The sequence below is a fragment of the Ancylobacter sp. IITR112 genome (genome assembly GCF_041415945.1).
Taxonomy (GTDB): domain Bacteria; phylum Pseudomonadota; class Alphaproteobacteria; order Rhizobiales; family Xanthobacteraceae; genus Ancylobacter.
On record NZ_JBGCUS010000001.1, the window covers coordinates 3,290,420 to 3,304,480 of the forward strand.

A 14,061-nucleotide genomic window follows, 5' to 3' on the forward strand; every position below is an offset into this window, starting at 1 on the left:
GTGCCGGCGCCCCGCGCGCCGGCATCCAGATCATCCAAATCCAGTGAGTGTCATGGACGACCTGCTCCGCGAATTCCTGACGGAAACCAGCGAAAGTCTCGATGTCGCCGACGGCGAACTTCTGAGGCTCGAAACCGACCCGAACAACCGGGACATCCTCAACAACATCTTCCGCCTCGTGCACACCATCAAGGGCACATGCGGCTTTATCGGCCTGGCGCGGCTGGCGCGGCTCGCCCATGCGGCCGAGACGCTGATGGATGAATTCCGCAACGGCCGGCCGGTGAAGTCGGGCTCCGTGGATCTCATCCTGCGCACCATCGACCGGATCAAGGGCATCCTCGCCGATATCGAGCGCAGCGACGGCGTCGAGCCGCCCGGCGCGGACGAGGATCTGATCAGCGCGCTGGAAGCGGAAGCCGCGGCGGAAGAGAGCGCCCCGCCGCTGGTGCCGGAACCCGAGCCGCTGGACGTGCCGGTGGCGTCCGCCATCGGCTCGCTGGAGCGCGAATTGCTGCCGGGCGAGGTGCCGCTGGACGAGCTGGAGCGCATGTTCCGCGAAACGGCGGTGGACGCGCCCGCCAAGGCCTCCAAGGCACCCGCCGCGCCGGCGGCGAAGGGGGCTGGCGCCGCCGAGGCCGAGCCGGCCGCGGCCGGACATGATCCCTCGGCTGCCGCGGCGCAGACCATCCGCGTCAACGTCTCCGTGCTCGAACATCTGATGACGATGGTTTCCGAACTGGTGCTGACCCGCAACCAGCTCATGGAGATCAGCCGCCGCAACGAGGACAGCGAATATAAGAGCCCGCTGCAGCGGCTCTCCACCGTGACAGGCGAATTGCAGGAAGCGGTGATGCGCACCCGCATGCAGCCGATCGGCAATGCCTGGCAGAAGCTGCCGCGCATCGTGCGCGACCTCGCCCATGAGCTCGGCAAGCATATCGAGCTGGAACAGCACGGCGCCGAGACCGAACTCGACCGGCAGCTCCTCGACCAGATCAAGGACCCGCTCACCCATATGGTGCGCAATTCCGCCGATCACGGTCTGGAACTGCCCGCCGCGCGGCGTGCCGCCGGCAAGCCGGAAAAGGGCACGATCCGCCTCGCCGCCTATCACGAGGGTGGCCATGTCATCGTCGAGATCGCCGATGACGGGCGCGGGCTGGATGTCGCCCGCATCAAGGCCAAGGCGGTCGAGAACGGCCTGTGCACGGAAGCCGATGCCGCCCGCATGACCGACGCGCAGGCGTTCCGCTTCATCTTCCATGCCGGCTTCTCCACCGCCCAGCAGGTCACCAGCGTCTCCGGCCGCGGCGTCGGCATGGATGTGGTGCGCTGCAATATCGAGGCGATCGGCGGCACGGTGGATGTGCGCTCGAAGCGCGGCGAGGGCACGACCTTCACCATCAAGATCCCGCTCACCCTCGCCATCGTCCCGGCGCTGATCGTGGAGACCACCGGCGAGCGCTTCGCCCTGCCGCAGACCTCGGTGGTGGAACTGGTGCGGGTGCGCGGCGACAGCGAGCATTCGCTGAGCTTCATCAAGCACGCCCATGTGCTGCGCCTGCGCGACCGGCTGCTGCCGATCCTCGATCTCGGCGCGGTGATGGGCCTGTCGTGCCATTGGGGCGAGCGCCCCGAAGGCGAGCTGATCGTGGTGATGCAGGTCGGCAGCCAGCGCTTCGGCGTGGTGGTCGACAGCGTCTCGCACACCGAGGAAATCGTGGTGAAGCCGCTGGCCTCGGTGCTGCGCGGCATCTCCCTGGTCTCCGGCAGCACCATTCTCGGCGACGGGCGCGTCATCATGATCATTGATCCCAACGGCCTGTCCCAGGTCGCGGCGTCGCGGTCGGACAAGACCGGCGAGGCCAGCCGGAGCGAGGCGGATGCCGGCCGCGGGGCCGATTCCAACAAGATGTCGCTGCTGCTCTGCCGCGCCGGTGCGCAGGGGCTCAAGGCGGTGCCGCTCGCTCTCGTCACCCGTCTGGAGGAACTCGACGCCGAGGATGTGGAGCGCCTGTCGGATCGCTGCGTGGCGCAGTATCGCGGCACGCTCATCCCGATCCTCTACGCCAATGACGAGGTGGAACGGAAAACGTCCGGCAAGCAGCCTCTGCTCATCTTCTCGGAAGGCGAGCGGACCATGGGCCTCGTCGTCGACCAGATCGTCGACATCGTCGAGACCGCGTTCGAACTCAAGCTGTCCTCGGCCTCGCCGGACATCATGGGCGGCGCGATCATCAACGGTACGGCGACCGAGGTGCTGGATGTCGCCCATTTCGTCCAGCGCGCCTTCGGCGAGAGCTTCGACATCCCCGTCGGGCATGCCAATGAACGCGGGGGCCGGCTGCTGCTGGTGGACGACAACGCCTTCCATCGCGCCATGCTGGAACCGGTGCTGAAGGGCAACGGCTATGCCGTGACCTCCTGCACCTCCGCCAGCGAAGCGCTGGAGAAGCTCTCCGGCGACGCCCGCTTCGACGCGGTGGTCAGCGACGTCGACCTGCGCGGCCTCGACGGCATCGGCTTCGCCGAGCGCGTGCGCTGCGAGCTGCATATGGAGACCCTGCCGATCATCGCCATCGCCACCGGCGGCGACCCGGATTCCATCGAGCGCGGCCGGATGGCCGGTTTCACCGATTATGTCGCGAAGTTCGACCGCAACGGCCTGCTGGCCGCGCTGCGCGAATTCGCGGTCCACGAGGATGAGGAGAAGGCGGCATGAGCACTGCGGCTGCCAATGTGGAAGGGCGCAGCGACGCCCATCAATATGTCACGGTCCGGGTCGGCGGGCAGCTATTCGGCCTGCCGATCTCGTCGGTGAACGAGGTGTTCGTGCCCGACCGCATCACTCCCGTGCCGCTCGCCTCGCGCGAGATCGACGGGGTGCTGAACCTGCGCGGCCGCATCGTCACCATGATCGACATGCGCCGCCTGCTCGGCCTGGCGGACGGCACCCTCGCCCGCATGGCGGTCGGCATCGAGCGCACGGGCGAAGCCTTCGCCCTGCTCATTGACGGCGTCGGCGACGTGCTGCTGCTCGATCCCAGCACCTATGAGAGCAGCCCGCCCAATCTCGATGAGGAATGGACGCAGTTCGCCGAGGGCGTCCACCGCCTGGCGGAGGAACTTCTCGTGGTGCTCGATGTCGAGCGTGTCCTCGCCACCGTCGGTGGCGTGCGCAACGCGGCATGAAGGGGCGGAGCCGGGAACCAAGCCGATGAAGACCTTTCTTGTCGTTGACGATTCCAATGTCGTGCGCATGGTCGCGCGGCGCATGCTGGAGGGCTGGGCGTTCACGGTCGACGAGGCCGAGAACGGCGCCGTGGCGCTCGAACGCTGCCGGCGGACCATGCCGGACGGCATCCTGCTCGACTGGAACATGCCCGAACTGTCCGGTGTCGAGTTCCTGGAACGCCTGCGCAACGAGGCGGGCGGCAGCTCGCCGCGCGTCGTGTTCTGCAGCACCAACAACGATGCCTCCCACATCGCCGCGGCCCTGTCCGCCGGGGCGGACGAATACATCATGAAGCCGTTCGACGCGGACATCCTGCGGGAGAAGCTTGTCGAGGTCGGTCTGCTGGAGGAAGAGCCCACATGACGCTCGCACGTCCCCCTGGCACGCCCGCCGCGCCGGCGCAGGCGCAGCCTTCCGGACCGCCGATCAAGGTGATGATCGTCGATGATTCGGTGTTCATGCGCGGCATCCTCAGCAAGTGGCTCGGCGAATCCGGCGAGTTCACCGTGGTCGGCACCCATCCCAATGGCCGCCGCGCCGCCGACGATGTCCAGAGTTCGCAGCCGGACGTGGTCATCCTCGATCTCGAAATGCCCGACATGGACGGCCTCACCGCCCTGCCGCTCATCCTTGAGCGCAAGGCCAACACCGCAGTGCTGGTCGCCTCGGCGCTGAGCCGTCGCGGCGCGGAGGTCAGCCTGCGCGCCCTCACCCTCGGCGCGGCCGACTATCTGCCCAAGCCCGACAGCGCGCGCGGCCCGGTGGCGGCGGAAGAGTTCCGCGCCGAGCTTCTGGCCAAGGCCCGCAGCCTCGGCCAGCGCGTGCGCCGCCGCTCCATGCCCCGTCCGCCGGTGGGATCGACCGCCGGCACCGCCGCCAGCCCAGCCCCGGCGCCGGCCGCGCCGAAGATTCCCGGTCTCGGCAAGGCCGACGGCAAGCTGCGCGCCTATTCGCGGATGCCGCCCGGCATCGTGGCCATCGGCAGTTCCACCGGCGGACCGCAGGCGCTGACCAAACTGTTCAGCGATATCGGCCCTTCGCTCGGCCGCGTGCCGGTGCTGGTGGTGCAGCATATGCCGGCCACCTTCACCGCCATTCTGGCCGAACACATCGCCCGCGCCTCGGGCCGGCGCTGCGCGGAAGGACGCGACGGCGAGGATCTCGTCGCCGGCCAGATCTATGTCGCCCCCGGCGGGCTGCACATGGATGTGGTGCAGAGCGGCGGTGTCAGCCGCATCCGGCTGCTCGACACCGCGCCGGTGAATTTCTGCAAGCCGGCGGTCGACCCGATGTTCGAATCCGTCGCCGGCATCTATGGCGCCGCCGCGCTCGGCATCGTGCTGACGGGCATGGGCTCGGACGGCGCGCGCGGCGCGCTTAAAATCGCCGATCTCGGCGGCAGCATCATCGCCCAGGACGAGGAAAGCAGCGTGGTCTGGGGCATGCCGGGTGCGACGGCGGCGATCGGCGCCTGCGCCGGCATTCTTCCCATCACCGAAATTGGCCCGAAGGTGAACCGGATGCTCACGGGAGGCCGCGAATGATCGGGCCGACCGAATTCGAGTTCCTCCGGCGCTTTCTCAAGGAAAAATCCGGCCTCGCCCTCACCGACGACAAGCACTATCTGCTGGAGACGCGGCTCGACCCGGTGATGCGCAAGGCCTCGATCCCCAATGTGGCGCTGCTTGTCGCCGCGCTGCGCGAGCGCGGAACCTCGCCGCTGGCCGAGGCGGTGATCGAGGCGATGACGACCAATGAATCGCTGTTCTTCCGTGACAAGCGGCCCTTCGAGCAGTTGGCGTCGCTGATCATTCCCGGCATCGTCTCGCGCCGCCCGCCCGGACAGCCGCTGCGCATCTGGTGCGCCGCCGCCTCCACCGGGCAGGAGCCCTATTCCATCGCCATGCTGCTGCGCGACAATGAGCGCCTGCTCGGCGGAAGGCGGGTGGAGATCATCGCCACCGACCTGTCCGGCGAGGTGCTCGAACGGGCGAAGGAGGGTCTCTACACCCAGTTCGAGGTGCAGCGCGGCCTGCCGGTGCATTATCTGCTGAAGTGCTTCAACCAGGAGGGCGACATGTGGCGGATCAATGCCGATATCCGCTCCATGGTCCGCTTCTCCCGGCTTAACCTGCTGCAGCCCTTCGGTCATCTCGGGCAGTTCGACATCGTGTTCTGCCGCAATGTGCTGATCTATTTCGACGCTCCGACCAAGAGCGACGTGCTGAGCCGCATCGCCGCCATCATGGCGCCAGACGCCTATCTCGTGCTCGGCGGCGCCGAAAGCGTGCTGGGCCTGTCCTCGGAACTGGTGCCCGGCAGCCAGCACGGCTTCTACGTCCGCAAGACGTGAGCCGGCAAAAGCAAGGCGCCGGCCCCTGGCCCCCCGCCCCCGCACGGCGCCGGCCCATGCCGCGCCCCGCCACGCGAGAAGCCGCCCGCCCGGGCGGCTTTTCCGCTTGAACGGCCCTCCCGTCGCCCCCCGGCAGCGCCCGCCCCTGCGAACTCTGGCAGCGCCGAAACGGCGCAGGGCACACCCATATGGGTGATGCGATCCGCCAGGGGCGGCCCTAGCCTGACGGCGAAGCTCTGCGCCTGCCCGCTCCGACGCGCCACGCCGACAGCGGCGCGGGACGGGGCTCCCCCTGTCCGCGGTTCCGTTCGGCGGGGAAAGGCGTGGCGACTTCGTTTCGCGTCGGAACAACACCGGCTCCGTCAACCGCACCGGGAAATGAGCCCCTCAGGTGATCTGGATAAGGATGGCATTTCTGGCGGTCATGATCGCGCTTCCCCACAGCGCCTGGGCGGGGAAGCGCATCGCACTCGTGATCGGCAACAGCAGTTACGCCAAGATCTCGTCGCTGAAGAACGCCCGCAATGATGCCGCCCTGATGGCGGCCACGCTGCGCCAGCTCGATTTCGATGTGGTCGAAGCGCTCGATGTCGACCGTGCCGCGATGGCGCGGGCGGTGCGCGCCTTCGGCGGCAAGCTGCGCGATGCCGGGGCGGACGCGGTCGGCCTGTTCTACTATGCCGGCCATGGCGTGCAGGCGCGCGGCGTCAATTACATGGTGCCGGTCTCCGCCAGCATCGACACCGAATCCGACCTCGAAGTCGAGGCGCTGCCGGCCGACAGCGTGCTGTCGCAGATGCGCGACGCCGGCAATGCAACCAGCATCATCATCCTCGACGCCTGCCGCAATAATCCCTTTGCCGGCAAGACACGCTCGGCCACACGTGGGCTTGCGCGCGTCTCCGCCACCGGCGGCGCCATCGTGGCCTTTTCGGCCGCGCCGGGCCAGGTGGCCAGCGACGGCGAAGGCGACAACTCGCCCTACACGACGGCGCTCAGCAAGGCGATGCAGGCGAAGGGACTGACCATCGAGCAGGTGTTCAAGCGCGTGCTGGTGGATGTCGAGAACGCCACGGCCGGCGAGCAGGTGCCGTGGGTGGAATCCTCGCTTCGGGACGATTTCTATTTCCAGCCGGCCGCGATGGCCGCAACGCCGCTGCATCATCAGCTCAGCGCCGAAGCCACCGCCTGGGCCGAACTGCGTGAGAGCACCGATGCCGACGCGCTCCAGGGCTTCATCCTCGCCTATCCCGACAGCGTCTTCGCCGACGTCGCGCGGATGCGTCTCGACGACGTGTCGGGAGCCAAAACACCCGCCCCGTCTTCACCCGCCTCGTCTTCACCCGCCTCAGCTTCGCCCGCGGCGAAGCCGCAGATTCTCGCCGCCCTGACCCCGGCCGAGGCCGACCCTCCGCCGCCGCCCGACGCGACGCCGGACACCATGACAGACGCGACGCCCGATCCGATGCCCGACACGGCGCCCGACCTGGCGTCCGGCGGCGCGCTCTATGCCGGGCTGCAGCGCGAACTCAACCGGCTCGGCTGCTGGGTTGGCGAACCCGATGGCAAATGGGGGCGCCGAAGCGAAGAGGGGCTGGCGCGGCTGCGCAGTTTTTATCCGCTGGAACTGCCCAGCGAGAAGGTCGATCCGGCCGGCCTTCTCGATGACATGCGCAACCTGGACGGGAAGCTCTGCCCCACCACCTGTTCGATCCTCGAAGAGGAACGGAACGGCGTCTGCATCGCCAAGACCTGCCCGGCGGGGCAGCAGCTCTCCGGCAAGGGCGTCTGTTTCACGCCGGCCAAGACCGCGAGCCGCCCGAAACCGGCCGGAAGGCCCAAGGCGGCGCGCAATTGCTGGACGCTCATCGACGAAGTGATCTGCGAGTAACGCCGCATGGGGCGCGGCGGGAGAGGCGAAGAGGGAGACGGGGTGGTGGCACATATCGCACGGGAACGGACGAGGGCGGGGAGGTTGCTCGCCTCCTGCACCGGAGCGGCACTCGTGCCGCTGGTCGCCGGCGGGCTGATGGCGGCAGCCCCCGCCGCCGCCCAGGGCCTGCCGGCCGGCAAGACCATCGAGGCGACGGTGCGGATGGTCTGGCAGGTGAAGACGACGACCACGCCGACATTCGGCTTCAAGTCGACCAAGACCCATGACCGGCCGGAGACGCTGCGGCTGCGGGTGTTCAAGGTGAAGGACCAGCTGGTGTTCAGCCAGCCGGACTTCGCCGGCGGCACCGTGTTCGTCGGCGACACGTCGGTGACGAAGAACGCCCTTCTCGCCGGGCGCGGGCGCCCGCGCTGCACCTCGGTCATCCTCGAAGGCGGCGCGAAAGGCGATTATTGCGTGTCCTATCGCGAGGAGCCGGGAAGCCTGCTGCTGACCTATGGCTATCGCGGCACCTTCGATCCCGGCATGACCGGCGCCTATGAATACACGGTGCGCCTCGATCTCACGGGCAAGGGCTGCAGCGCCTCGCTCGCCGGCGCCCAGTCGGACACCACGGAGGAGATCGACTACGACCCTTCGCGCAAGGCGGAGCGGCAGGTGGCCAGCGGCCGGCCGGCCGGCGGCTCCTGCACCCTCATCGCCGGCCGGAAGGCGTTCTGACATGGCCGCGCGCACGCTTTGCCGGCTGCCGCTCCTGGCCTGCGCCAGCGCCCTGTTGATGCCCACGGCACTCGCCGCCGCCGGGCTGCCGGACGGCTGGACGCTGGATGTCGAGGCGCAGATCGAGGTCACGCGCGAAGGCTGGGAAACCCAGGGCAAGAAGCGCCGCGTCACACGGCGTGAAACCTTTGCGCTCGACCGGAAGCTGCGGGTCTTTCGCGTCGGCGAGCAGGTGGTCGTCAGTCGTCCCGACTTCACTTATCCCGTCAAGCTCGACGGGCGGCAGATCACCAAGGACGCCGTCGCCGCCACGGCGGACACGTACCGCTGCGTCGAGTTCCGCAGCGCCGGCGACCCGGATGAGGTGTGCGCCCAGTATCATGCACGTCCGAACGGGATCGACCTCAAGCTGCGCAACGAGTCCTGGAGCATGGTGGCGCTGTTCGAGTCCTCGACGCAATTCCGGCTGACGGTCTCCGGCGAGAGCTGTCGCGTCGAACTCATCAGCTACACCTCCGAAAGCAAGAACGTCCCGGTGCCGGTCGGGCGAGCCTCGGGGAGCAGCGGCGTCGGCAAGCTGGCCAGCGGCTCCTGCCGGCTTCTCCAGGGCAAGAGGCCATTCTGATGCGGGCGCCCCGCCTCACCGTCGCGCCCCGCCGCGCCGCCCGCGCCATCCTCGCGGTCTCCGCCCTGGCGAGCCCCGCCCTGGCCAGCCCCGCGCTGGCGGCGCCGATCCCGGCCGACACCACGCTCGACCTGAGGGTCATGGTCGGCTGGCCGACCCGCGCCTCCGGCATGCCGGCCGCCGACGCGGCCTTCTACCCGCCGGTGACGATCGAGGCGGGCATCGGGCTGCGGCTGTTCATGGTGAAGGACCAGATGCTCGTCAGCGTGCCGCACTTCACCACCCAGGACGTGATGGCCGGCGGCGTTGCCACCCGCCAGGCCGCTTTCATCGCCGGGCGGGGGGCCTATCGCTGCAAGAAGGCGACGCTCGGCAGCCCCGGCCAGCCGACGGCGCAGGCGGTGAATTTCTGCCTGTCCTATGCGCCGGAAGCCGGGGGCTTCGTCTTCCGGTTCAAATATGCCGGCGAGGTGGCGACGAACGCGCAGGGTTCCTACGACTATGCGCTTCGCGTGGCGGTCGATGGCGGCGGCTGCACGGTCCGCCTGCTCTCCGGGGCCATGAAGATCGTCGTCCGGCAGCCAGCCTACGACATCACGCAATCGGCCACCGCCCTCGCGCGGTCAGCGTCCTGCACGCGGCTGCAGGGAAAGCAGACCTATTGATGCCCCGCTCATGAGCAGCCTGATCGCGCTCCTTCCCGCTTTTCTGGCCGTCCTGCTGGCTGTTCCGGCGACAAGCCACGCCGGTGGCGCCACCTGGCTGTCGCTGTCCGCCTCCTCGGCGGCCTTCGCCGCCATGGCGACCAATTGCCTGCTGGCGACCCGGCCGCGCCTGCTTGAGCCGCTGTTCCACGGGCTCGACCGCATCTACCGGGTGCATCGCATGCTCGGCATCACCATCGTCGTGCTCGTGCTCGTCCATGATCTCGTCGCGCCGAATTTCCAGGGGGTGACGCTCTCCTCCGGCCTGAACCGGCTCGCCCGCACGCTCGGCGAATATGCCTTCTATGCCCTGCTGCTGCTCGCGGCACTGTCGCTGGTCAAGCGGCTGCCATTCACCCGCTGGGAGCTGCCCTACGGGCTGTGGCGCCAGTCGCATCGCCTGTTCGGCGCCGTGTTCCTGCTGGCGGCGCTGCATCAGGCGTTCATCAAGCGTCCCTTCGACAGCGCGGCGCTGCTGGCGGTCTATCTCAATCTGCTGGCGGCGATCGGCCTTGTCAGCTTCGCGCTCACCCAGTTCCGCCCCCTGCTGCGCGGCCATCGCTACCGTGTCAGCGACATCCGCCGCGAGCCGGGAGCGACCCTCGTCACCGCCCGGCCCGAGCGCGGCGGCCTGCGCGCCCGGCCCGGCCAGTTCGCCTTCATCCGCTTCGCCCGCGCCGGGCTGGGCGAGCCGCACCCGTTCACCATTGCCGGCGCGGCCGCCGCCGGGGGCGAACTGCGCTTCGCCATCAAGCCGCTGGGCGATTTCACCCGCCGCCTGCGCGACACGCTGGAAGTGGGCGACGCCATGATCGCCGAGGGAGGCTATGGCCGCTTCGACCCCGCGCAGGGCGGCGCCCGGCAGATATGGATCGCCGGCGGCATCGGCATCACCCCCTTCCTCGCCGCGCTGGACGGCGCGCTGGCGACGCCGGGCCGGCAGGTTCACCTGTTCCATTGCGTGCGCCAGCCGGAGGAAGCCATCGAGCGCGCCCGGCTGGAGGCGGTCGCGCGGGCAAGGCCCGGCTTCGCCTTCACCCTGCACCCCTCGGCCCAGGCGGGGCGTCTCGACGCGGCGGGCATCATCCGCGCCTGCGCCTTCGAGCCGGCGGGGGCGGAACTGTGGTTCTGCGGCCCCTCCGCCCTGCGCGAGGCCCTGGTGAAGGACCTCGCCCGTCAGGGCCAGGCGCCGGCGCGCGTGGTGTTTGAACGGTTCGACTTCAGGTGAGGGCGCACCATGAGCCGGCGGCCGGCCTTGCGCAGGACAGGGGAGCAGAGGCGATGAGCGGAAGCGGCGGACGCAGCCGGGGCAGCGCCGCGCGGCGGGCGCGAGGGGTGCGGGCGTGCATCGCGCTGACCGTGGCGGGGCTCACATTCGCGGCCGGGCGTGCCGAGGCACGCGAGCCGTTCAAGCCGGACGCCTTCGCCACCTATGCGCCGGATGTCGCCAATGGCGAGGTGCTGGCCCACGCCGCAGGCTGCGTCGCCTGCCATGCCTCGGGCGAGAACGGCCGGCTTCTCGCCGGCGGGCGCAGGCTCGACACCTTCATCGGCAGCTTCTACGTCCCGAACATCACGGACCACGCCAAGGGCGCCGGCGGCTTCAGCAATGCGGACTATCTCAACGCCGTGATCAACGGCATCGCCCCGGACGGGCGGCACTATTATCCGGTCTTTCCCTATGCCGCCTATGCCGGGATGAAGCCGGAGGACGTTCTCGACATCAAGGCCTATATCGCCACCTTGCCGGCGTCGGACACCGCCGCCCCCCGCCATGTGGTCGGCTTTCCCTATAATCTCGACGCCACCCTCGCGCTGTGGCAGCGCGGCAATTTCGACACGCCGGCCTTTCAGCCCGGGGACGGTTCGCAACGCAGTCGCGGGCGCTATCTGGTCGAGGCGGTGGGCGCCTGCGGCGAATGCCACACGCCGCGCACCCTGACCTATGGGCTCGACAAGGCCCGGCGGTTCGAGGGCGAGAAGGGACTGAGCGGCGAGGCCGCGCCGCCGATCACCCCCGCCCAGATGGCGGTCTTCGCCCAGGGCGATGCCTTCCGCACCTATATCGAGGAGGCGCAAAAGCCCTCCGGCGCGCCGGTCGCCTCGCCGCTGAAGCGCCAATGGCTGGCCGGGCTGGCGCGCCTGCCGGAAGCGGACCGGCTCGCCATGCTGGCCTATCTCACCGACACCGACATCACGCCGAACGCGCCGGAGAAGAGGCTGGAGCCGAGCTGTTCGGCCGCTGCCCCGCCGGCGATCGCGCTCAATGAGCTGGCGGCGAAGGCCGACGACGTGGTCGGGCGCTACTGCCGCAACTGCCATGGCCCCGGCGAAAGCGCGCAGGGCAGCTTTCCCGCCGGCGACCTCGCCGCCATCGCCGCCAATCCCGCCTTCGTCACCCCCGGCAATCGCGGCGCCTCGCTGTTGTTCACCTCCATCTCCAGCGGCCGCATGCCCTATGGCACCAAGCCCAGCGCCGAGGAATTGGAGGCGCTGGGCGCCTGGATCGACCAGCTTTCCACCCCCGCGCCCGCCGCGCCGCCGCAAAGGCCGGCGCGCCAGCGCGACCTCGTGACCACCGAGGCGATGCAGCGTGCCGCCCTCGCCGATCTCGAAAGCCTGCCGGCCGAGGACCGGCGGTTCATCCGCTATGTCAGCTTCCATACTCTTCATAATGGCGTCGCCCCCTGCGAGGATGCGCGGGTCTTCGCGCGCCGGCTCGACCTGTTCCAGGCGAGCTTCCGCAAGCTTTACAATTCCGTCTCGCTCGGCCCGCAGCTGGTGACGCCGCCCGCCGTGGCGGGCAGCCGCGACCTGCTGCTGCGGATCGACCTGCGCGACAGCAAATGGACAGCGGCGCAATGGGAAAGGCTGCTGGCGGCCTATCCCTTTGCCCGCAGCGCGCGGCGCGATCCCGCCCTCGCGGGACTGACGCACGGGACCGGCACCGACATTCCGCTGATCCGCGCCGACTGGTTCATGGCCAATGCCTCGCGCCCGGAGAATTATCATCTCCTGCTCGCCCTGCCCGCCCATATCGGCGCGCTGGAACAGCGCATCGGCGTCGATGTGAACGCCAATATCCGCGACAGGAAGGTTGCGCGCGCCGCTTTTCTCGAGGGCTCGTCCGGCGTGTCCGACCATAACCGGCTGCTGGAACGGCACGACCTCCCGCATGGCGGCTATTACTGGAAGTCCTACGATTTCGCCGGCAGCCGCGACACGCAGAACCTGCGCTCGCACCCGCATGGCCCGCCGGATGCGGCGCCGCTGGCCGCGGGTCTCGCGGCCTTCGAGCATGATGGCGGGGAGATGATCTTCTCGCTGCCGAACGGCCTGCAGGGCTATTATCTCTCCACCGGCAAGGGCGACCGCATCGACCGCGGGCCGACCGAGGTGGTCTCGTTCCGCCAGCGCCCGATCGGCAAAGGCATCGACATCGTCAACGGGCGCTCCTGCATGGACTGCCATTCCGACGGCATCATCGCCAAGCGCGACCAGTTGCGGGCCCATCTCGCCAGTTCGGTCGCCTTCTCCCGGCCGCAGCAGGAGCTGCTGCTGGCCCTGTATGTCGACCAGATCGAGCTTGACCGGCTCTATGCCCAGGATCGCGCCGCCTTCATCGCCGCGCTTGAGCGCATCGGTGCGGCCGAGAAGGCGCCGGACGGCTCGCTCAAGAGCCGGCGCGGCCCGGCCGAGCAGGAGCTCGCCACCTGGTTCGCCGACCAGTACGAGGCCAATCTCGACGAGGACCAGCTCGCCGCCGAGTTCGACCTGCTGCCGGAGGAGCTGGAAAAGGCGGTACTGCGTGTGCGCGAGGAGAGCGTCCGCACTCTGGCCATTGACTGGCTCACCCAGCTCAAGGCCGGTGTGAAAGTGCCCCGCTTCGAGGTCGACCGGCACTACGGCACGCTGATGCAGGCGCTGCACGACATCGAGCCGCTGAGGCAACCGGCCGAGGGGGCCGACGCGCCGGCGCCCGTCGCCCTGCCGGACTACAAGGATGCCGATTATCGCGATGACGCCTATCGGCCCGAGGGCAGCGGCGGCAAGCTGGAGCTCAGCGTGCGGGTGCCGCGCACCACGGTGCGGGTGAACGAGAAACTGCGCTTCGATGTGACGGCCAATCGCCGCTGCGAGCTGCAACTGCTCTATGTCGAGGCCACCGGCGAGGTGGAGGTCATCCCGCAGGAGATGATCGGGGCGCCGTTCCTGGAGCCGGGCCGGCCGCGGCGCATCCCGCAGGAGGGCGTCGGCGACCTGGTGTTCGACACGCCGGCCTATAATGAGACGCTGCTGGCCTTCTGCCGCGAGGGCGGGCTGGGCGCGGAGCGGCTGGACGCGGCCCGCGCCCGCGCCCTGATCGCCGCCTCGGGCGCGCCCCCTTCGCGCGGCCTCGCCATCAAGCTGGTGGAGCGCCAGAAGGCGCAGGCCGCCGCAGCGCCGCAGCGCAAGGGCCGCGCCGCCATCAACATGCTCTCCTTCAGCATCCGGGACTGACGCGATGTCGCGCTGTCGGCCCCTGCA

11 protein-coding genes are annotated in these 14,061 nt (G+C 69.3%); all 11 read left to right on the forward strand.

The features are described 5' to 3' along the window. Positions 1-52 precede the first annotated feature (52 nt). Positions 53-2,725, forward strand: a complete 2,673-nt coding sequence (locus AAC979_RS15665; RefSeq protein WP_371347797.1) for a chemotaxis protein CheW — start codon at positions 53-55, stop codon at positions 2,723-2,725. Further along, positions 2,722-3,195 carry a chemotaxis protein CheW gene (locus AAC979_RS15670; protein WP_371347798.1) on the forward strand — a complete coding sequence of 158 codons (474 nt, stop codon included), beginning with the start codon at positions 2,722-2,724 and terminating at the stop codon, positions 3,193-3,195. The genes AAC979_RS15665 and AAC979_RS15670 overlap by 4 nt, the downstream gene beginning before the upstream one ends. A 25-nt stretch (positions 3,196-3,220) precedes the next feature. Then, positions 3,221-3,601 carry a response regulator gene (locus AAC979_RS15675; protein WP_371347799.1) on the forward strand — a complete coding sequence of 127 codons (381 nt, stop codon included), beginning with the start codon at positions 3,221-3,223 and terminating at the stop codon, positions 3,599-3,601. After that, entirely contained in the window at positions 3,598-4,782 is a 1,185-nt protein-coding gene (locus tag AAC979_RS15680; protein WP_371347800.1) for a chemotaxis response regulator protein-glutamate methylesterase, read from the forward strand. The genes AAC979_RS15675 and AAC979_RS15680 overlap by 4 nt, the downstream gene beginning before the upstream one ends. After that, positions 4,779-5,591 (forward strand): protein-glutamate O-methyltransferase CheR, encoded by an 813-nt coding sequence (locus AAC979_RS15685; RefSeq protein WP_371347801.1) that lies wholly within the window; start codon positions 4,779-4,781, stop codon positions 5,589-5,591. Before AAC979_RS15680 ends, AAC979_RS15685 begins: the two co-directional genes overlap by 4 nt. 406 nt (positions 5,592-5,997) lie before the next feature. Further along, the gene (locus AAC979_RS15690) at positions 5,998-7,482 is read left to right on the forward strand and encodes a caspase domain-containing protein (RefSeq protein ID WP_371347802.1); all 1,485 of its coding nucleotides are present in this window, start codon (positions 5,998-6,000) and stop codon (positions 7,480-7,482) included. Between the two features lie 45 nt (positions 7,483-7,527). Beyond that, the gene (locus tag AAC979_RS15695; protein ID WP_371347803.1) at positions 7,528-8,205 is read left to right on the forward strand and encodes a hypothetical protein; all 678 of its coding nucleotides are present in this window, start codon (positions 7,528-7,530) and stop codon (positions 8,203-8,205) included. Between the two features lies 1 nt (position 8,206). Then, positions 8,207-8,830, forward strand: coding sequence for a hypothetical protein (locus AAC979_RS15700; protein ID WP_371347804.1), 624 nt, complete (start codon positions 8,207-8,209; stop codon positions 8,828-8,830). Then, a complete protein-coding gene (locus AAC979_RS15705; RefSeq protein WP_371347805.1) occupies positions 8,830-9,495 on the forward strand; it encodes a hypothetical protein in 666 nt (221 codons plus the stop codon). Before AAC979_RS15700 ends, AAC979_RS15705 begins: the two co-directional genes overlap by 1 nt. A 10-nt stretch (positions 9,496-9,505) precedes the next feature. Continuing rightward, positions 9,506-10,762 (forward strand): ferric reductase-like transmembrane domain-containing protein, encoded by a 1,257-nt coding sequence (locus AAC979_RS15710; RefSeq protein ID WP_371347806.1) that lies wholly within the window; start codon positions 9,506-9,508, stop codon positions 10,760-10,762. Positions 10,763-10,815: 53 nt separating this feature from the next. After that, positions 10,816-14,034: a cytochrome c gene (locus tag AAC979_RS15715; protein WP_371347807.1), complete on the forward strand. Its 3,219-nt coding sequence runs from the start codon at positions 10,816-10,818 to the stop codon at positions 14,032-14,034. Positions 14,035-14,061: the final 27 nt, after the last annotated feature.